This window comes from Streptococcus infantarius subsp. infantarius ATCC BAA-102 (assembly GCF_000154985.1).
Lineage (GTDB): Bacteria > Bacillota > Bacilli > Lactobacillales > Streptococcaceae > Streptococcus > Streptococcus infantarius.
This window is the reverse complement of the sequence record NZ_DS572690.1, coordinates 14,446-35,208: the sequence shown is the minus strand read 5'-3', so window position 1 is coordinate 35,208 and position 20,763 is coordinate 14,446. Positions and strand designations below refer to the sequence as shown.

The 20,763-nt window shown below is 36.5% G+C and carries 20 protein-coding genes and 3 pseudogenes; 1 reads left to right on the top strand and 22 read right to left on the bottom strand.

All coding sequences use genetic code 11. The annotated features are described in order from the left end of the window. Window position 1: 1 nt before the first annotated feature. The 8 genes and pseudogenes from STRINF_RS10870 to STRINF_RS04265 form a co-directional block, all read right to left on the bottom strand. A pseudogene (locus STRINF_RS10870) lies at window positions 2–812 on the bottom strand (hypothetical protein). After that, window positions 812–1,087, bottom strand: a complete 276-nt coding sequence (locus STRINF_RS04295; protein WP_006531793.1) for a hypothetical protein — start codon at window positions 1,085–1,087, stop codon at window positions 812–814. The pseudogene STRINF_RS10870 and the gene STRINF_RS04295 overlap by 1 nt, the downstream one beginning before the upstream one ends. Before the next feature lie 15 nt (window positions 1,088–1,102). Next, window positions 1,103–1,489: a single-stranded DNA-binding protein gene (locus STRINF_RS04290; protein ID WP_006531792.1), complete on the bottom strand. Its 387-nt coding sequence runs from the start codon at window positions 1,487–1,489 to the stop codon at window positions 1,103–1,105. 12 nt (window positions 1,490–1,501) lie between these two features. Next, the gene (locus tag STRINF_RS04285) at window positions 1,502–2,107 is read right to left on the bottom strand and encodes a hypothetical protein (protein WP_006531791.1); all 606 of its coding nucleotides are present in this window, start codon (window positions 2,105–2,107) and stop codon (window positions 1,502–1,504) included. A 14-nt stretch (window positions 2,108–2,121) separates the two neighbouring features. After that, complete coding sequence (locus STRINF_RS04280) at window positions 2,122–4,785, bottom strand: phage tail tip lysozyme (protein ID WP_006531790.1); 2,664 nt, start codon at window positions 4,783–4,785, stop codon at window positions 2,122–2,124. Window positions 4,786–4,821: 36 nt separating this feature from the next. Next, window positions 4,822–7,182: a VirB4-like conjugal transfer ATPase, CD1110 family gene (locus tag STRINF_RS04275; protein WP_006531789.1), complete on the bottom strand. Its 2,361-nt coding sequence runs from the start codon at window positions 7,180–7,182 to the stop codon at window positions 4,822–4,824. Then, a complete protein-coding gene (locus STRINF_RS04270) occupies window positions 7,157–7,513 on the bottom strand; it encodes a PrgI family mobile element protein (RefSeq protein WP_006531788.1) in 357 nt (118 codons plus the stop codon). Before STRINF_RS04270 ends, STRINF_RS04275 begins: the two co-directional genes overlap by 26 nt. 53 nt (window positions 7,514–7,566) lie before the next feature. Then, on the bottom strand, window positions 7,567–8,319 hold the full coding sequence (locus STRINF_RS04265) for a hypothetical protein (RefSeq protein ID WP_006531787.1): 753 nt from the start codon (window positions 8,317–8,319) through the stop codon (window positions 7,567–7,569). A gap of 243 nt (window positions 8,320–8,562) precedes the next feature. On the opposite strand from STRINF_RS04265, the pseudogene STRINF_RS04260 reads away from it, so the two are divergent. After that, window positions 8,563–9,812 (top strand): annotated as a pseudogene (locus tag STRINF_RS04260) (ISL3 family transposase). 21 nt (window positions 9,813–9,833) lie between these two features. On the opposite strand, the gene STRINF_RS04255 reads toward STRINF_RS04260, so the two are convergent. The 14 genes and pseudogenes from STRINF_RS04255 to jag form a co-directional block, all read right to left on the bottom strand. Further along, window positions 9,834–10,346: a hypothetical protein gene (locus STRINF_RS04255; protein ID WP_006531786.1), complete on the bottom strand. Its 513-nt coding sequence runs from the start codon at window positions 10,344–10,346 to the stop codon at window positions 9,834–9,836. 79 nt (window positions 10,347–10,425) lie between these two features. Continuing rightward, a complete protein-coding gene (locus tag STRINF_RS04250) occupies window positions 10,426–10,653 on the bottom strand; it encodes a hypothetical protein (RefSeq protein ID WP_000379152.1) in 228 nt (75 codons plus the stop codon). A gap of 189 nt (window positions 10,654–10,842) precedes the next feature. Beyond that, window positions 10,843–14,232, bottom strand: coding sequence for an SspB-related isopeptide-forming adhesin (locus STRINF_RS04245; protein WP_006531785.1), 3,390 nt, complete (start codon window positions 14,230–14,232; stop codon window positions 10,843–10,845). A gap of 23 nt (window positions 14,233–14,255) precedes the next feature. Continuing rightward, on the bottom strand, window positions 14,256–15,065 hold the full coding sequence (locus tag STRINF_RS04240; protein ID WP_006531784.1) for an LPXTG cell wall anchor domain-containing protein: 810 nt from the start codon (window positions 15,063–15,065) through the stop codon (window positions 14,256–14,258). A 12-nt stretch (window positions 15,066–15,077) separates the two neighbouring features. Beyond that, the gene (locus STRINF_RS04235; RefSeq protein ID WP_014295381.1) at window positions 15,078–15,404 is read right to left on the bottom strand and encodes a hypothetical protein; all 327 of its coding nucleotides are present in this window, start codon (window positions 15,402–15,404) and stop codon (window positions 15,078–15,080) included. A gap of 239 nt (window positions 15,405–15,643) precedes the next feature. Then, on the bottom strand, window positions 15,644–15,802 hold the full coding sequence (locus STRINF_RS10300) for a hypothetical protein (RefSeq protein ID WP_006531782.1): 159 nt from the start codon (window positions 15,800–15,802) through the stop codon (window positions 15,644–15,646). Next, entirely contained in the window at window positions 15,795–16,265 is a 471-nt protein-coding gene (locus tag STRINF_RS10465; protein WP_223903588.1) for a hypothetical protein, read from the bottom strand. The genes STRINF_RS10300 and STRINF_RS10465 overlap by 8 nt, the downstream gene beginning before the upstream one ends. Before the next feature lie 230 nt (window positions 16,266–16,495). Next, a pseudogene (locus STRINF_RS10460) lies at window positions 16,496–16,609 on the bottom strand (replication initiator protein A); the annotation flags it as partial. A 100-nt stretch (window positions 16,610–16,709) separates the two neighbouring features. Continuing rightward, window positions 16,710–16,871, bottom strand: a complete 162-nt coding sequence (locus STRINF_RS10295) for a hypothetical protein (RefSeq protein WP_006531779.1) — start codon at window positions 16,869–16,871, stop codon at window positions 16,710–16,712. A 182-nt stretch (window positions 16,872–17,053) separates the two neighbouring features. Then, complete coding sequence (locus tag STRINF_RS04220) at window positions 17,054–17,455, bottom strand: DUF3021 domain-containing protein (RefSeq protein ID WP_006531778.1); 402 nt, start codon at window positions 17,453–17,455, stop codon at window positions 17,054–17,056. 10 nt (window positions 17,456–17,465) lie between these two features. Further along, window positions 17,466–17,921 (bottom strand): LytTR family DNA-binding domain-containing protein, encoded by a 456-nt coding sequence (locus STRINF_RS04215; protein ID WP_006531777.1) that lies wholly within the window; start codon window positions 17,919–17,921, stop codon window positions 17,466–17,468. Between the two features lie 13 nt (window positions 17,922–17,934). Further along, window positions 17,935–18,774, bottom strand: a complete 840-nt coding sequence (locus STRINF_RS04210) for an ABC transporter permease (RefSeq protein ID WP_006531776.1) — start codon at window positions 18,772–18,774, stop codon at window positions 17,935–17,937. Between the two features lies 1 nt (window position 18,775). Next, on the bottom strand, window positions 18,776–19,627 hold the full coding sequence (locus STRINF_RS04205; RefSeq protein ID WP_006531775.1) for an ABC transporter ATP-binding protein: 852 nt from the start codon (window positions 19,625–19,627) through the stop codon (window positions 18,776–18,778). 121 nt (window positions 19,628–19,748) lie between these two features. After that, on the bottom strand, window positions 19,749–20,756 hold the full coding sequence (gene jag / locus STRINF_RS04200; protein ID WP_006531774.1) for an RNA-binding cell elongation regulator Jag/EloR: 1,008 nt from the start codon (window positions 20,754–20,756) through the stop codon (window positions 19,749–19,751). Window positions 20,757–20,763 lie beyond the last annotated feature (7 nt).

The window sequence follows — 20,763 nt, the reverse complement described above, 5'->3', positions numbered from 1 at the left end:
TTTATGGATAAGCAGTTAGTTTAGGAGCTTTTGAGACTAAATAGCCGTATTTAGCTTCTTTGTTTTGTTTTACGGTTAGTGTCAAACGTTTGTTAGCGGTTGAATTATCGTCATAGCGACAATTAATAACATAGGTTAAAGTCGTTACTTTTTTAGTCATCACTTCTTTTTCTAACAAGACACTAACTGTTGTTGCTTTGTCAGTATCAAACTGTTTTAAATCAAGCGAATTAGAAATAAAATCCTCACGAGCTGATGAGTTTGCAAAATAATTGCTGATGAAATAGCGACAAAAAACATCAGCTCCTTGATCAATGGTAGTTTGAGTTTGTTCCACTTTAGGTTTATCTTCAACTTTATTGTTGTAGTGATTAGTAAGAGAAATCGCTAAACTAAAAATTGAAAATAATAATGCTATCACTACCCAAAAGCGATTAGAAGACTTGGGAGTTGTTTTAACAGATGGCTTTGATTTGCTCATATTTTCGTTTGCGGTTGATAATTCATGTTTTTTCTTTTGAACTCTTTGAGTTTTTTTCTTGCTTAGTCCCACGGCTGAAGAAGAATTTCTTGGTCTTTTTTAGTCCAAAGTCACCTAAAAGCTCTTTAACGTCTTGTTCCCCAGAAGATGGAATAGTGAGTTCCATTGACTCTAGCAGCTCTTCATTTTTATCAAGATGAAAAAGTTGAAAAGTGGCTGTTGTATTTAGCTGCAAGCAACGATTTTCTTCACCTTCCAAGAAAAATTCTAACTCTTCTCGATTTTGAAAATCGCGCTGTTGACCATTACTTAGGTTTGTAATGCGAAACATTACGCATCACCCCCAAGTTTACCCTTGTTATCAGCTAAAAAGGCTTCTAAGTCCGATAGACTCATACCATATTCTTTGAGAATTTCTTGTTGGCGTTTAGCTTCAAGTTCTTTAATATCGGCTTCCAGTTGTTTAATTTTCTTTTGAGCCGCTTCAAGAGATGCTTTTGCTTTATTGAGTTGTTTCAATTTATCTTTTAAGCGATCACTTGTTGATTTTTGACGGCGTGCTGATTTAGCAGTGTGATTATTTGTTTCAAAAGTCGTTTCATTCATTGTCTAGTTCCCCTTCTATAGTGATAAATTATCTAAACTATCGTTAACAATAGTTTTTTCTTTAACAGGATAGTCACCTTGATTTTGATTAACGGCAACAATATACCATTTATCAACTTGAACTTCAGTTACTTTATGAGTAACTTCTTTTTTATCTTTATAAGTTCTAGTTTGTAGTCGTCCTGTTACCTGAAGAGTGTCACCTTTAGCTGTTAACGTGTTAAAGTTTTCAGCAGGTGCTCCCCACAAGACACAGTCAATAAAATCAGCTGGATAAGAACCATCCTCTGTTTTATAATCTCTGCTTGAAGCAAGCGTAAAAGAGACCACTGAACGGTCATTCACCTTTTTTAGTTCTACATCTTTCGTCAGACGTCCTGTAATAATACTTTGGTTCAACATCGTTTTATTCTCCTATTCATCATTACTTGCAACAACATCTCCATAAGAATCTTGTGAAGCTGTCGGATCTTGAGAATTTGTAATTAAAAGTGTACTCATGTTATTTACGAGATATTTGCCATCAACTTTATTGTAAGTTAATTGAATAATAGTGTTATTATCTACGCCTGTTTGAGCACCTTCAGTTGAATTCTTTTTCTGAAGCAAATCATTTGTGTAATTAACATAGCAAATAACTTTATCATTGGTTTTATCAATATAAATTTGAGCATCTTTAAATTCAAAATTGACAACAAAGCCTTTATAAGCTTGATTTTGTGCTGTCTCTTCTTCAGAAACAGTAGCATTATACATGCCATCAGTCATATAATCTTTGTATCTGTTACGATTTTCTTCAAGATCTTTTTTAGTGTAATAAGCAATCAAAAACTGCTTAACCCAACCTTCAGTCAACTGATGACCTTCTTTAACCTTTTTGGTTAAAGTTGTATGACTTGAAGATTGATTATCTGTTTTCTTGCTCATTGACCCAAAACCTAAGCCAATGAGAAAGATAATAATAATCCCTACAATCATCATGACACGCTTAAAAAAGGTCACTTTAAATTCATCTATCATTATTTTTCCTTTCTTTAAGGGGTTGCGAATGTATAATATGGGGCGTTACGACAAACACGCCAGTGAATTTGACTTTGATTGCCTGCATAATTACATTCAGATACCAAAAAACTACCATCAGCATTGACCGCTTCAACGATCATAACGTGTCCATATTGCGGATAGGTACTATCAAATCCACCAGCCGTTGAGCAAACAGCGCCAACCGTTGGCATTGTACTAAACTTCCAACCTTTAGCGACAAGATTTCCTACCCAATTTTTACCATCACCGAGATGACCATAACTTCCTGATAAATCCGTAATTTCACCTAGTTCAACCAGACGATTATAAGCATACCAAGTACATTGACCTGCAGGATAACCGTTACCAGGTTGTGTTGTCATGCTGACACCAGTCGGCATGCTTTTAATTTTATCTCGATACTCCTCAGGAAAATTCCAAGAGGAAGCCATTGTTCCACCACCTGCAATTGATTGATGGAACCAGGATAATGCTTGTTTAGCATAACTTTGACGTTGCGAAAGTGTTCCGTTGTTGATACCTTCCCATTTTGTTAAGAAGGTTTTGGTAAGACTATCTGTATCAGAATTAGAGGTTAACACACTTTTTAAAATATTTTGATAGTAAGGTGAATCACCTTCTAGCATGAAGCGTATTTGTGTTTCTAATTCGTACCATTTTTTACCAATTGAGTTAGCATAATTAATTAGCATTGTGTGACGAGTAGCACCATCAGTGGTATCAGTCCATTGACCAAGTCCAAGCCCACGACGAAGGATATTAGGATAACCACCACCATAAATAGCTGTACCACCCATGTTTAACCAATTTGCATCATCCCAACGTCCATCAGATGCACCAACAGGTGGACTTAAATAATCACCTTCAGCACGCTTTGCTGTAATAGACGACTCAACAGCAAAGTTTCCAACAACAGCAGCAATCCCATTATCAGTGGCACTTGGATAAAACTTCTTCATTAAGTCATAAAATTGTTTAGCACGTCCACTCAATTCAGATGATGTTCGCATAACGACAGTTGTTTGAGCGTACTTAACAAACGGGAAATAAAAACCAGGATTAACTAACACCCAAACGTTTGTCTTATTTTTCTTTGTCTGCTCCGTATAACCATATGAAACATCTTTATTTTTTATGTCTTGCAACCACTGAGAATCTTTAGCATCGACTTCACCATAGTTTTTGGCATAGGCAATCTTTTGTGAACCACCAGAAACGGTTCCAAGCTCGGCTCCTGCTTCAACTTTATCACCTGTCTTAACTCGAATAGCTGAAACACCATAATAAATGAAACGTGCATCACTATCTGAAATAATTAAGTTAGTTGTTTTCGTTTCGTTACCTTTTAAATCTTTTGTTGTCACCGTAACCTTACCATCCATGACTGCATAAAGCTTTTGACCTGATTGAGCCTGAAGCGTTGTCGTTGGATCAATTTTATCTTTAGACGTATATCCACATCGCTTTGAAACAGTTAGATAATCTGTTTCGCTTTTGGCATCATCCGCAGAATAAAAAGGATTAATTAATTCTTGAGTAGCTAAGTATTTTCCTGTTTCGGATTGACTCTCAAGAATTTCTTTATAATCTGCTAAGTCATCTTTATCCAACTTCATCCAAGCTTTACCGTTAGTATAAAGCTCAGACATAGTTTTTAGGTTATCAATATCGCTATTTTCTTCTTTCCAAATATCATCCAGCGCATCTGAAAAATGATTAAAGCCAAGGGCACCTGTTAATTTCCCACCAGTTCCATCGTTCCAGTTGGCATCAGGTTCCCAATCACCACCATAACGAAAATTCATGTAAAGCAAGATAGAATCAATATCCGTGTAATATTCAACTTGGTCAGATGATTTTTGGCGGTCAACTTGTGAAATATGAAGCCAGGACTGATTAAGCGTGAAATCATTTTGTTGAATGACATTACTTGAAAAAATTGAGGACACAATGATTACCAAAAACAAGATAAAAGCAAGAACAGCACTGATAATCCATGTAATGGGGTTAGCTAATAACGTTGCTGCTACACTTGCTGCCGTTTTTACAGCTGAAGCAGTTGCTTGTGCTACTTTTGTAGCAGCTTTTGCTGTTGTTTTAGTTGCAAACTTAGCTCCTGCTTTTGTGCTTTTATAAGCTCCTCGACTAACTTTAACCATGCCTTTACTTTTTCGATAGGCTAGTTTAGCACCTCGCCAAGTCACTTTACCAGCTTGTTTTGCAACTGCTTTTGACTGTCTCGTTCGATACTGTAAATTTTGTAAATCTGACAAAGTATCATCTTGATCCATCGCAGTTGTTTTTATCTGATGACTAGCATTCAGCGCTATATTTTTACCAGTTCGTCTAGCTTTCTGACCAATGGTTGGATTAGTCTTTCTGACTTTCTTTTTGATTTTCTTAGTAGCTTTCTTTTCAGCTAGCGCTTTCTCTAAGTCGTCTACAATCTTTTCACCGTCAACATCTTTATCAATGCCTTTCTCAGCTCTCCTTAAAGCTGCTCTAGCATGTTTCACCTTAATCTTAGCTTCATGATGCTCCTTTTTAGCAGCGTTTTGAGCTTTCTTAGCTGATAACTGATTGTGACGTTGAACACTTTCTTTAATATGACGCTTTCTGACTACACGCTTCCTTAAATCATCTTTGTTGGACATGATTCACCCCCTCTCTTATTTATTCTGATAAAGCAATTAATCAATTTGACGATAAGCATCCGTTGCAACTAAGCGGAATAGTTCAGTATTTTTAGGAATTGGATTTTCAAACGGTACTGTTGTTTGACCTGCAATAATTAAACCAGTTCCTTTTGCTTTCGGTTTTTCAACATAACGAATAAGTGCATCTGTCAAATTGATAGTTTGAGTTAGATAAGCTAAGTCTGTTTTCTTTTGCTTCAACAAAACAATAAATTCACTGTTTGAAATCAACTTACGTCCTTCAGTACGATTCAACAAAGTTTCAACGTTTTGAGTGATGCCTGTTGGAATAGCACCATACTTACGAACACGGGCGTAAAGGTTAGTAAAGAACTCTGCTTGATTATCTGTTAAGAATTGATTTTGCATTTCATCAAAGTAGATACGAGTTGTTAGCTTACCTTGATTATTAACGACCTGGTTCCAGATATAATCTTGTACAACCATTAAGGCAAATGGTTTTAATTTACCATCAAGTTTTTTCAAGTTGAAAATAACCACTTGATTATTCAAATTGACATTCGTTTCATGAGCAAAAATATCTTGAGAACCATTCGTATATGATTCTGACTTCAAAGCCAAATCTTGAGCTACATCTTCAGGTTGTTCCAACAGAATGTTGTACCAATCTTTTAAAGTCGGTGTCCTATCAGTGATTTGTTCATAACATAAACGTGTGACACGGTCAATAATTGAAAAGTCTTCATCAGTAACTTCTTGAAGAATATTTTCAAAAAGTCCCATAATAAGCGATGATTTTTCACCAATTGGGTCAGCATCTTCAGCCGATAGATTTTCTTCATCTGGTAAATCCATCAAATTCAAGTGGGTTTGTGAACCTGGGAAAATATCAATTAATTGAGCATCAAATGCACGTCCGATATCGGAATATTCATCTTCAGGGTCAACAATGATAATACGGTCATCAGGATATCTTAAAATGGTTGGAATAACTTCACTAGTCTTAACAAAAACAGACTTACCAGAACCTGCAGAACCTAGGATAACACCAGAAGACGTATTCAAATCACGTTGACGGTCAAGTGTAATAATGTTATTTGAAATCTGATTTTGTCCATAGTAAATAGCCATCGGACTACTACTTTGCAAGTCAGTATTCGTAAATGGAATTTGTGTGGCGATATTGGTTGTTGTCATATCACGCATAAATCGACGTTTCACATCCAAATAAGTTTTTCCAATTGGCAACATGGTATTAAGCGCTTCTTCTTGGTGATAGTAAGTTTCCTCAAAATCAACCACATGCTTACGTCCAGCTTGCTTGACACGGTTTGTATAATCAGCAAGTTCTTCAGGTGTATCTGCTTTTAGCATGACTGCAAAAATACCTGAAAACATTTTTTGGTCATTATCGTTAATTTCAGTGCTCCACTTAGCAGCTTCTTCAGCTGTAGCTTGAGCTACACCTGATACTGCTAAATTTCCTGAAATGCCTTTGTCAGCAGCAACTTTTTGGGACTTAATCATATCCATTTTCACACTTGCTTCAGCAGTATTAATTTTTTTAACAGCTTCAGCAACATCATACGGTTTAGCGTGAATCGTAATGGCTAATTCAATCCCAATATCAGTGATTGATTTGATTAGACGGTCATTTAGAAAAGCTGGAAAACTTCTAGCAAAAAGAACTTTGCAGTACTTTTTATCCATCATAAATTGATCCTGTTGAAACCAAATCCGACCAGGAGCAACAAAAGATTTTGTTGTTAAACCACTAATACGTACATCTTTATAATCAACATTCAAATAAGGATTGCCACGTAACAAATCAGCAAAAATATTTAATCGCTCTGTTCCTGTCAAAGGCGTAAAAGGAATATCAATCACTTGAAATTGTTTTGAAAAGTTGTTTTCAACATCATTCAATTTACGGTATGCTTGTTTGCGATCTCGTGCAGACGTTGAAACAGTGATAAATTTTTCAACCTTAAAATTATTTTGGTCAGTTGCAAAACGTGACGTAATCATATCATTATATTCTTGACGATAAACATCACGGTCATCACTTTCAAGTTCATAGGTAATTTGGCTTAAAAGTGTTGACGGAACAGGACGATTAATAATTAGTAATTGATAAGTATTATCACTATCTAAGCCGTTTAAAGCTTCAACATAATAATCAATAATATCAAGCTTTTCATCCTCATCAGCTGTGATATAGTTAGTATCGCCCAACTCCCAAGTTTTAGAGTATTCTTCATCAACAATATGCATTAATCCATCTTCAAATAAAGACGTGTATTTAATTGTGTTTTGAGTACTAGCTTTCAAAGCTTTTTTGAGCTGTTTTGCTCGTTCTTTATCTTCTTTAGTCAAAGGTGTCGTTCCATTCATGGACACCCTTTTGTTGAATAAACGTACCATTCATATCCTCACTTTCAAAATCTGTTTGATAAGCACGTTCTTGTACTGTAAATTTAAACGTCAGAACTTCTTTAATTTGTTCATCTTTTTTTATGCCATAAACGAATGATGGCGGAACTGTCAAAGCTAGTGCTAGATAGAACAAAATATCCGGTAATTTCAAAAAAGAAATCAATGTTGCTAAAGCAACACCAAAGATAATTCCAAATAGCATGACAAGCTGACGCCAAGTAAAACCACCAACGACACTTCGTTCAAACTGGTCAATTGCTTTAAAAAACTCAGAACCTAATTTGTTCATTTTTCTCCTTTCTACCAATACCAAAAAGCACCTCTTATTAGAGATGCTTTTTATTAAGATACATTCAACAATTGTTTAGCTTTACGTTGGGAACCAATCAATAAAATCAAGAACACTACACATTTACCTATGTAGCTAATGGCTGGCGCATAACTTCCTAACCACCCATTTTCATCGATTGTTACAGCTGTATCAATTTTAAACGCTTGCCAAATAACAAGCGTTAAAATAATAACAGCCCCTTGAAGCGCTATTGCTCCAAACATTTTTAAAAAGTTAACAGCAATATGACGTGTGTTGTCACTCATCCAAAAAGCAACAATGACTGGTGCTATCGCTTTAAAGAAATATAGTTCAATAAAACGCAATAAGACCATCACTTTCACAGATAGTTGCGCTGCAGCTCCAATAAGAAATGCAAGAAGATTAAGACCCGTTCTAATACCATAAGCACCTTTTTTAATTGCTTTAAATTCAAATAGATTATTTCCACTTAAATCAACACCAATCAGTTTAGTAACACCATTTGTAAACCACATAATGGCATTTAAAATTGCTCCTGATTGTGCAACTAGAAAGTAAGCAATAAAATATTTAACTGCTACTTCTAAAAAAAGCTTCCAAGTCATCTCACCACCTTGATTTCGAATAAAACGATACCAAGAAAGCATTTCAATTAAAAATAAAACCGAAACCAATATATAACCAATTGCCATCAAAGACTTATTAATGGAATTAATTGAAGAGTTAACAGTTTTATTATAACCACCTAAAGTTTTTGTTAACTCGGTAAGTATATCTTTCATTGGGCTCCTTTCTAATAAAAATAAAAAAGAACCATAATTGGTTCTTCGTGTAATATTAATGGTTGTCACTATTCAACTGAAGAGAATGTCATTATGGTTGCAAAAAGAAACATAAAAATAATGGCTCTATAATTTCTGTAGTGGGTAAAACTACTGTAGAGATTATAGAGCTTTTTGAGTGTACACTAAAAGTCCCATAAGAACTATAATGAAAAGTGACAAAACTACCATTAGGAAGAACTTATGAGACCTATTAAGAATACCACAGAATTAATCGGAATTAAAGACCAAAATATCAAGATTTCACTTGTTTTTGAAACTGATACTCATATCGAGATTCAAGCAAAACTCGATTACCCTGCACCATCATGTCCTCACTGCCATGGAAAGATGATCAAGTACGACTTTCAAAAGCCTTCTAAAATCCCTCTTCTCGAGCAAGCGGGAACGCCAACTCTACTACGTCTGAAAAAACGTCGTTTCCAGTGTAAAAGTTGTAGAAGAGTCACGGTAGCTGAGACATCTATCGTTGAGAAAAACTGCCAAATCTCCAATCTAGTCCGACAAAAAGTTACACAGCTTCTAACTGAGAAGGTGTCACTAACTGATATTGCAAGAAGACTTCGCGTGTCGACGTCCACTGTCTATCGTAAGCTTGATCAGTTCACTTTCAAGGAACATTATGACAAACTCCCTGCTGTTATGTCCTGGGATGAGTTTGGGTTCAAGAAAGGGGAATTGGCTTTTGTGGCGCAGAATTATGAGACAAACCAACTCATAACCATCCTTGATAATCGCCGCCAAACTACTATACGAAACTACTTTTTGAAGTATCCATTGAAAGTCCGGCAACAGGTACAGTTTATCACGATGGATATGTCTGGAGCTTATATTCCACTGGCTCGCAAGCTCTTTCCAAACGCAAAAATCGTTCTTGATCGTTTCCACATCATCCAGCACCTTGGACGTGCCTTTTTAAAGACTAGAATTGCAATTATGAACCAGTTCGATAAGAAGTCACTACCCTATCGAGCCTTGAAAAATCACTGGCGACTCTTCCAAAAGGACAGCTGTAAGTTATCTCTCAACTCTTTCTATTCAAAGACTTTCCGCCAAACTTTAGCACCACATGAAGTTGTTAAGAAGACACTAGTCTTTTCAAAAGAGCTTACTGACTACTATACACTTTATCAGCTTTTGCTTTTTCACTTTCAGGAGAAGAGAGTAGGTGAGTTCTTTGACCTGATAGAGGAAAATAGAAGCAAGGTCAATCACTATTTTCAAACGGTCTTTAGGACTTTTCTTAGACACAAGCAATACATCCAAAATGCACTAGAAACAGACTATTCAAACGCAAAACTTGAAGCGACTAATAAGTTAATTAAAGACATTAAACGCTTGGGCTTCGGTTTTAGAAACTTCATCAACTTTAAGAAACGTGTCTTCATCACACTGAACATACATAAAAAGAGGACCTATCCGGTCCTCTCTAGATGTTAGCTTTTCGTCACCCACTACAGTTGACAAAGAGCCAAAATAATACAAATAACTATGTCGACTCCAGTAACGTAAATTGGTTCCAACGAATTAGTCATAAAATCTTGTGCAAAAAACCTAAGAACAGCTGGCGCCTCAGATAAGTTAGAAATATTCTTTCCATCAAGAATTTCTGCAATTATAACACCGACAATTCCTTTTGTGACAATAAGCATAACTGCAACAGCAATTGCAGATTTTATCATGTTAAAGAAAAATAAAGTTAAGTAAATAGGAGACTTAATTAAGAAGAGTATGGCTTGACAAAAAAAACGTCCTAGAAAGCCTAAAGCATCCTTTAAGTGTTCGCCCAATGTTGGCTTATAAGATGCGTTAATGCGTTCCAACTCAGCTTGTGACTCTTCTGGTGTATGCCATCTAATACCAAAATGTTCCCATTTAGCATTATCAAGTTCATCCGCTGTTGGTGGACGTCCATTAGTGGCTTCAAAGTTTTTTGCAAAAGCTACATAATCAAATTCCTTACTCATTCTTATTCTCCTTGTAACCCTTTTACTTACCGTTATTATACCACTTTTTCAACTGATTATCTTACATGTATGTAAGTTATTAGAATGAGATTGAGCGCATAGCCGCAACAATTGCTGCCGCAACACCTGCTGAAATAACTGCAATAGCTCCACCTGAAACCATTGAAGTCATGCCTTGGTCCATCATAGCTGGATTACCATTTTTACGTCCCGAAAAATAGTCAAAGGCTCCTGTTAATACCCACCCAAGACCTACGATTGAAAGAATTGCTCCTAAAGCTGTAACTACACGAACTGCTGTATCCATAATAAATTTCTCCTTTTAAGTGTAATAAAAAAAAAGACTGTAAATTGTCTTATCAGTTATTTTTACAGTCTGAAATAAGAAGGCAGTTACCTGCTCCTAGAAGGATACTATCAGGAGATTTAGACGTAACAATTATTTAGGCAAGATAGAATCCTTCTAGGAACAGGCACCGCCTGTCCTTAATATAAATTAGTTATGTTTTTCTTTTTTGCGAAGACCAAAAGCTGCACCAGTAGTCAGAATTAGACCAATGAATGTTGCAAAAACATTCATTGGTGTTGTTTTCTCACCAGTCATTGGAAGTGCTGCAGTTTTAACAACTGGGACTTCTTCAACTGGGACTTCTTCAACTGTTTTTGTTGGTTTTTCTGGTTCACCTGGCGTTTCAGGAGTTGGTGTATGAGTTGTTACTTTAGCAACTAACTCACGACCATTGACAGTGTTGATGAAGGTGTTTTCAACTTCACCATCTTTAATACGTTCCACTTCAATCCAGAAGTCAGCATCGAAAGTACCTTCAATACCTAGTGAGTTAAGGAAATCTTCATCAATGCTATAAGCCCATTCACCTTTTTGAGCATCCCAAGTAACCTTAACAATTTTATTAATGAAATCATCATTAGTATCTTGATTAAACTCAAAGATAAAACGATAATTGATTCCAGCCTTGATGAAATCACCTGCTTTGATAAGACTACCATCTTCAGCAATCACATCATAAGGTAAAGTCATATCTTCTTTAGCAGTGTATTCAGTACCAGTGATGACACCCTTCCAGTTTCCTGTATAGCGGTCATGTTCAACATCTAGTTTATCTTTACCATCATATTGCCAAAGTGTATCATGATCTTTCTGAACAGTTACACCATCAAGTTTGTAATTAAAGACTTGATTAAGTCCGACTTCTTGACCATCAAGAACAGTACCATCTTTGCTAATAGCGTGTTTTTCTGGTGAAACATCTGGAACTTGAACCGTTACAAGATTTGATTGATAAGCATTTCCGAAGTCAATTTGATAGAAATCATTAGGAACAACAGTGCCTGCATCTGCTGTGAGATAGGCAGGAAGGTCAATGGTAACGTTCTTACCTGCCTTAACATAGTTTGTATAGAAACTTGCAGGGTCTTTAGCTACCCAAAGATAGAATTCACCAACTGGTGATAAACCTGATTGATCCAAAATAGCTTGAACTTCATTTGAAATAGTTTCATCTGATAGAACATGATACATTGTAAAGAGGTCATTCAACTTATTAACAGCAGTTGTTTCTTCGCTATCGTTATCACCTGTATGGTTAGTTGATACGCCGCCTGCTTCTGTAACATCTGCAATGTCAGTAGAAAGCGTTGTTGTTTCGCCATTATCATCAGTCAAACGGATAACAATACCGTCTTCATTAACAGTAAACAAGCCATCTTCAACGTCATCTAAGATAGCAAACCCTTTAGAAATAGCATCTGTTGAAGCTGTTACATCTGTATAAGGTGTGTAATCAGTATTGAGGTGGAAAACAACGTTTTTATCGAAAGTTGTTGACCCATCAATGTCGTTACCATGAGTATCTGTGATTTCCTTCGTTGGTTGAGGCGCTTCTGGCGTTGGTGTTTTTACTGTATTTGAATAAACTTGATAAAGGTTGTCATTAACAAGCACTTTATAAGTGTTATCGTAATAAGCAGCATCATAGGCAGGCGCCCAATCAACCGTTGGCACAACTAATTTTTCACCTGTATAAGTTGTTTTATAAGTGAACGTTTCTGTTGCAGCATCGTAGCTGACTTCCCAACCATTCGCAACTGCCGCAGCAATATTGTCATCAACGTTGTAGTATTCCCCTGCTTCGAGTGGATCGATAATCGTAACGGTATCACCAACGTTAAGGTTAGCATAGAGATTTGAAATATCAAGTGTATCTGTTAAGACATCACCTTTAACAGCAGTCTTACCATCCATATCAACACCATCACTATTGGCGCGATCTTTTTCAACCATTGGGCTGTAGTTAAGCTTGTAGTCATGGTAACTTGCTTTAATAGTTTGATTTGTTGTGTCTGACAAACTTGTCAATGCCAAACTTGGTTTTTTTGGATTGACAGCCGTTACCAAATTCGCTTTGACCTCAGGTGGATTTACAGGATCTGGAGCTTTATTGGTATTCGTAAAGCTAATAACGGCTTGACCATGTGTGTTGTAGATCCAGTTATCATCAATATTCAAGAAACCAACATTAGCCAAGGTATCACCGACAGAAACACCGTGTTCATAAGTTAAAGTTGTTGAGCGATTAATGGTATCTGTAAAGGAATCATTACCAGTATGATAAGTACTGTAAATTTCAGTACCGCCAAGCGTATAAACATGGAAGTTTAGATTTTGATTAACCGCATAGTTTGGTCGATAAGCTGTATAAGAGTAAGTATAGAGCTCAACGCTATCCAAATAGACGGTAATATTACCATTACCTTGAGATTCTACATGGTAATTAAGTTTTCCTGTTAGCGTACCTGTACCAAGTGTGCCATAAGTATCATTCAAGCCATCGTTCATATCATGAGTGAAAGTAAAGGTACCATCAGCGTTGATTGTACCATTCATGAACGAATTACCATACGTCAAATTATCAACATCTTGTGTCTTAACACCTGCAGAGACAGAAACGTTTGTCCCATTGTTAAATGCAGCTAAATCAGCTGCATATTGTGCCAAAAGCGCATCAACAGCAGCTTTTTCGCTATTGGCTTGGGCAATAGTGGCATCATTTTGCGCTTGCAAGGCTTCAACATCAGCTACAGAGTTGACAACTTGACTTGATGTTGTTACCGTAACACCTTTATTCTTCAATTCGTTAGCTGCTGCTTCAACCGCTGCATTTAGCTCTTCTGCTTTTGAAACAGTGGCATCATAGTTAGCTTTAGCTTCTACATATTCAGCAACTGCTTCTTTGTTATCAGCTAAGGTTTGTTCAGCTTTTGTTTTAGCTTCGTTATTGGCACTAGTTGTACCGTCAGTAGCTGTTGATGAATCATTTGTCACTGTTACAGTTGTTTCTGAACCGTAAGTATCTTTAGCATTATTAACATAATCGTTATTGGCATCAATAGCAGCTTGCGCATCTGCATACGCTGTATTATTAGCGTTTTGTGTTGCTGTTGCTTGTTCTAGTGAGTCGACTTGTTTTTCTTGGTCGTTAGCAATTTCTGATTTTGTATCATTTAATCCATCAGTTGTTGTATCTGTTCCATAGTCTTTAGCAGCTTCTTTTGTCACGTCAACACCAACGTTGCTAGCTTCTGTCGCAGCAGCTTCCACATTACTGTTATCAATATCTACTGCTAGTGTCCCTTCAGAAGTATTAGCATTTTCTGCATAAACATTGTTATCATTGATGCTTTCGGGTTGACTCGTCACAACTTCTGTCGTGTTATCTGTAGCCGCTGTTGTTTCATCGGCAGAAACACCTGTTGCACCTGCAAAGGTAATGACAGCAGCTCCTAGGGCAATACCTGAAGCTAACCCTTTTGCCCATTTTTTCTTCCGAAAATAACCATGTCCTTGTAATTGTTCTTTCTGATTCATTTGTTTTTCTCCTATCCTATTTTTTAATTAAAGTATTGGCGTTTCTTAAAGAATAAACCACCAATAGCGGCTAAGGCACTTCCTAAGATACTTAAAAGTGTTGTATTTTCATCACCTGTCATCGGTAATGTGGTGCTTTCACCAGTTGCGGTTGTGACTGAGATAGTCCCATCACTGTTTGTCGTTGCTCCGATTGATTCAGGACTGGTAATCGTGCCATCAGCCAATACGACTGAGCCATTTTGGGTGCTCACAATCGTAGCGCCTGTGTTGGTGTAGACTGGTGAGTCTGTCGTTACGTTTTGCACGATTTGGCCTGTAACCGTTGAGGTTGTACCAACTTGAGATGCACCAGCATTAGCTGCTGTTTCAGCTGAGATATTTGGATTGTTGGTAGGTACAGATGTGTCTGGAGTGACTGTTGCTGTCCCACCATCCGTTGTTGGAACGGTATGATTTGTTGCCACACCGCCTGCATCATCCACATTAGGAACCTCTTCACTCGGATCTGTATTACTTTCCGTTTGGGTATCGCTATCACCTGTGTGATCTGTTGTCACACCATTATCATCGGTTACCTCTGTAACGTCTGAAGAAGGATTCGTTGGATCAACAGGGACGGTTGGTTCCGTTGTAGAACCTGTGTCTGTTGACGGGGTGGTTGACCCCTCATCAGGGATAACAACCTCTGATGAGGGAGCTGTTGATGGTGTCACTTGCTCTGTTGAGGGAGAAGTGGTGCCATCTGAAATCAATTCATCCGCATAAACTCCTGTTGAAGCCGTTGCTAAAATAGCTGTTGAAAATAAAGCGACTGCTTTAATCTTTTTCATTGGTTTCCTCCTTTATTCATTTCGTTGGCGATGATAGCCAACTCCTGTTAACACAAGAAGATTATCTCCGTTTCGATTAATTCTCTCAGCAATGATAAAGTGTTTTCGCTTGACGGTTAGAATTGCTGAGTAGATCTCGTGAAAACGGAGAATCTCTTCACTAACAACTTGCCAATTGCCATTAACCATTCGTTTTTCTTGCACTACTGCAAACTTTGGTCTGACAATGGCTTGCCTTCCGTCAACAAGGTAAAGAATAGCTTCACCTTGTTGTCCAAGAAGACGTAAGTCTGATAGAGTCATTTCTGGTCTATCAAATACTTTTTGTAAGTTTGGCATAGCAAACTCCTTTCTTGCTTTTGTAGAATATAATTCTATCCGCAATAAACAAACGCATGAGTAATACTCACAACTCCTAAACAGGAGTTAAGCCAGGACGTGCCTACTACTTTAGCAGGCTGTAACACCGCCTTCCTTATTCATTGTTATTCCATAGGCTTGCTGATCAGATCGGTGTTGGTGTTTAATTATCAAAGGTCACAAGTAGTTTTGTGACTTGCTCGGGTCAACTACTTTTATTAGGCTTCGTGATGTAATTTGTGATTATCATGCTTTGGAGATGATATTACTGTCATTTCATCATCAGCTAATAATGGAGCATTATGAGCTTCAACAATAACTAAGGTAATTCCTATGATAGCTATAAAACTTATGACTACGAATACGACATTAAACATTTTCCTCACCTTCTTTTTTCATGTTGTAGTAATTTTCAGCATTTAAATGTGCTATACTTTTTTGCTCATACAGTCGTTCTTGTTTTAAGTTTTCTAGTGATTTCAGCAAATACGCTAATGGAGAAGTGCTATCTTTCGGAATACGTTCAATCATGTTTAATACTTCAGCGCTTGTTACATAGCCACTTGCTAAATATTGTCCGATTTTCATTTTCTGGTTATGAGTCATTGTTAAAACATCAGGAAACCCAAACATCTGCTCATTGTATTTATCAGCAATTATTTGCAAGAGAGAATAATACTTTGGTTCAACGAATGGAGTTGATTGATTTTGTGATAATGACTGATTAGTTTCAGTTGACTGTGAAAATTCATTAGAATTTTTCTCAGTCTTTCTAGAACTAATATGATCACTATAATTAGTCTCGTTATATTCAGTCTCATTAGGGGCTGAATTTGACACCACCCCCGTATTATTTTGACACCCCCCTGGTCTAAATTTGACACCCCGGGTAATTCATCATCGTTAGCGTCAAAATCATCAACAATCAAGTTTCCAAGATAAATACGATTAGCAAGGTTTCCTTTACTACTAGTTGACTGTTGAACTTCCTTAATTAAATCGTATTCAGCTAATTGTTTTTTTATCCTTAACAAAGTTGACTTTGATACTTTAAGAATTTTCATCAAACTTGTATTTGAATAAACTAGATAAATTCGTCCCTCTTCATCAACCCAATTATTTCTTAGGGAAAGGCTTAGTCTATCTTTTAAGATTGAATAAGATACTTTTGAATCTAATCGCATATCTTCATAACGAGGACTTTCAAATAAAAGTTTTGGAAGTTTAAAATATTGTTCAGACGTTTCATACTGTTCTACAGTTATTGCATTAAAAACCATAAATCTATACCATTTTAAAATAAAGCTGACCATTTGGTTTTATTTCAATAAGACCAAATTTTTCTAATTCAGCAAGTTGACTTTGACTTTCTTTACGTGAAATTTTTAACTCAAACATCAAAAATTCAATGAGTATTTCACGCGAATGTAGTTCATTAGAAGTCATGTTTGTATCCTTTCTTTTTAGTACAGAAAAAGAGAACAATTTTCATTGCTCTCTTGACTTATAGATTTATTTTATTAATTCTCAAAACTCTAGACACTTACTTTTTGTTTAATTTCAAAGACTTTCTTTTGAGCGTCTGATAGAAGAAAAAGTCCTGAATCCTGGCAATAATAAGTTAAAATTTATTTTTTAGTTTTTTCTTGTAGTTTCTGGTTAATATTTTTTACACGATGATTAAAATTAATATAAAGCACAAGCCAAATCACTAGGTAAATCAAGGTAAATTCTACCAAAAAATCCCATGACCAAATGAAAGTTGTCGTAATACCATTCAATAAATTTAACCAGCTATTAATACTGTAAACTAAACAAAAATGAATTATAATTTTCCATATCATTGGAATAGTTTCAACCGCAAAAATCATACTAACCAAACCTATCAACCCACTTGTGAAAATAACATTAGCAATTTGTTGAACTGTCTGGGTTTCAGCACCACTTTGCCACAAGAAATAGAGATAGCAAAGACCACCAAAGCCTATTCCAATTAAAATATAGATAACCGCACCTTTAATATATTTCATCACGTCCACCTCACAATCCCAAAGCTTTTTCCAAATCTGACAAATAACGTCTGCTAACATTTGTCGTCACGTCATTTGTAAGCATGGCCAACATATTTCCTGAGAAGCTATTTTCTAAGGATTTTAAATGATTAATATTAATCAGAGCATGCTTTGAGATCTGTACAAAGTCAGGATTAGCTAGACGCTCACGAAACTTGTACAAGCGATCCGTAGTGATAAGTCTTCCATTGGTCGTCTCCAAAATCAAAGAAGTCCCATCAACATCCACAAGAATCAAATCTGACACGCGTAATAACTCTGTACGAACAGCCGTTTTTACTGGCAAAATCTCCATCCTGCCCTGCTCAAATTTCGCTAAATAATCTAAAACATCTTGGACAGCTTGGTCGTATTTTCCACTTCGTACCAAAACTTCAATAGCCTCTTTTGGTAAACTGCTATCCTCTTCAAACTGGTAATGCACCCTTCAACTCCTCTTATTTATGTTTAGTCAATGAAAATCGCTCAAGATATAAGCTTAGTGCCAAAAGAACGACGATGCCACAAATGACAAGACTCACTAAAAGTATTTCTTGATTCAAGGTTGTTAAGGTTTTTAATTTCAAACCAATTCCTAAAAATTCCTTGGCATCTGCGTTTACAGCGTCTTTTGCAATCAAAATCTGACGATAAGCAGCTGATACGTAGGCTGCAGGTGTTAATTTGACCACTTTTTGTGCAAAATCAGGCAAAGCACCAATCGGCATATAAACCCCAACAAGAAAACCTGAAACAGTTCCAACAATTGTCGCCAAAGCTTCACTTGTTGATAAGGTTTTAATGAATTGCAAGACAAACAAAGCAATTCCTGATCCCATAATAGAACTTAGAAGCATGACTAAAAGGATTTGTGGTAAATAATCTAAATCAAAGCTGACCTCATCTTGCCAGTAGAAGTACAATTTCATAATGGCTAACATAATTAATTGCATGATAAAACCAATCACACTAGAAGAAATTAAATAGCCAAGATAAAGTTTTAAACGAGAAATATCTGTTAATAAAAAGTCTTCCAATTTATGGCTTACCTTATCCTGAACCAATCGCGTAACCCCAGTCCAAGTTGTTGTAATACTCGTAACAGCTAACGTTCCACCTAGAACCCAATTATCAAGAAGTTCTTCCAAATTCGGTGTTCCTGCAAATGAATCCTGCATATTTTTCTGCAAGAAAATCACATAAAGAATAAAAGCAATCAAGGCTCCAAGTAATGAGAAAAAGACACTAGCCTTATTTGAAAAATAAAGTTTTAAGTTTCGTTTTGTCATTGCCCACATCTTACGCCATCTCCCTTCCCGTAATGTTCAAAAAGACATCATTGATATTTGCTTTAACATAATCAAAATCATTAATAACTGTACGTTTATCTGATAAAATGGCCAAAGCTTTTGCAGAATCTTCAACAATAATTTTCAAACGACCATCTCCCAAACGCTTACAGTCAAGGTCTGAGAAAGCAGCTACGTCACTTGTTTCAACCAATAAATATGGTTTTGAATAAGTTTCTTTCAGTTCCTTAGCAGAGCCTTTAGCTAAAACCTTCCCGTGGTCAATAATATAGGCCATATCCGCATTCTCAGCCTCTTCAAGGTAATGAGTGGTCAAAAAGATAGTCAAGTTTTCTTCACGTTGTAAGCGATGTAAAATCTCCCAAATCGCGCGACGTGTCTGGATATCAAGTCCTGTCATTGGTTCATCTAAGAAAAGTAAGTTAGGCTTATTCAAAAGGGCACGAACGATATCAACACGACGACGTTGACCACCTGATAACGTGCCATACGTTTGGTTCAAAAAAGCATCCAAACCTGTCAGCTGAATAAGTTTTTCTAACCAAGCTTTATCCTGTTTACGGTAAAGCGCTTGGCGACTTTTCAGATTATCTAAAACCGTCAATTCCTCATCAAGAACACTCTCTTGAAAAACCATTCCAATCTTCAAATCTGCTGCCAATTCAATCTCACCTGACGTTGGTTTTAAGAGCCCCGTTAACATCTTCATAGTTGTTGATTTCCCAGCACCATTTGTCCCAATATAAGCTAGCAATTTCCCTTCTTCCACTTCCAAATTCAAGTGCTCAATCACCGTTTTATCTCCGAAGGTCTTGATTAAATCTTTTGTTCTAATTAGCATAATTAACCCTCCCTTTTGACATTATTTTATCAAAAAAAGCTTGAAATAAAGCCTTTTTTGGTAAGCGGTTAAAAATAAGCGGTAAATGGTATTAAAAAAAGCCCTGACGGGCTTTTAAGTCTTATTGAACAAGCGTTACGACCACGTAGCGATTTGGGTCGTTACCTTCAGAATAACTATCAACACCTTCGATGCTTGTGATAGTTTTATGAACAATTTTGCGTTCACTATTACTCATTGGGTCCATGACATAATCTTTACCAGTTTCAAGCACACGGCTTGCGGCTTTGCGGGTAAATTCAATCAATGTCTCTGTACGGTGTTCCACGTAATCATGAACATTCAAAATCACAGAGAAATTCTTTGAATAACGGTCATGTAGGAAATTTTGTGAAAGTAGTTGAAGTGATTTCAACACTTTTCCGTGATAGCCAATCACACGACCAGCTTCTGGTGTTTCAATTTGCAAATTGATTTGACGGCGATTGTGGCTTGTTTCCACAGTTGCCTCAATATCCATTTCGTAGATGATTTTTTTAACATAATCAGCCACTTCTTCTGTCGCTTTTTCGATATCTTTACTCAATTCACGTTGAGCTGGAAATTCGCTAGCCACAAATTCTTCAAAACTTTGGTCTGTGTTAACAGGTTTTAGTGTGTCTGAAACTTCTTTTGGCTCTACAACTGCTTCGTTAACATCGTCTGTTTTTCCGAGCGCTTCTAAAACTTCTGTATGTCCAGATTCTTCAAGAATGGTTTGTGTTTTTTTCTTGTGCATGACGATGTCTTCCTTGACAGAATCATCGATGACTTCGCCACGTTCTTCCATTTTTTTAATGATGCTGGCTACTTTACGAAGCTCCATAGTATCTTCAAATTTTGATGATACAGGCTCATTTTTTTGATTAACTTCTTCTGGCACACCTTTAACTGCTTTTTGGTTAGCACGGTGAGCAGTGACTTCATTAATCCCTTCAATATCTACTTGAGCTGGTTTCTTACCAAAGCCAAAGAAACCTTTTTTCTCACGAGAAACAACCTTAATATGGGCTTTAAGACGTGACAAATTTAACTCTTTCAAGCCCTTTTCAATAGCATCTTCAACAGTTCGACCTGTGAATATTACCATAGTTTTA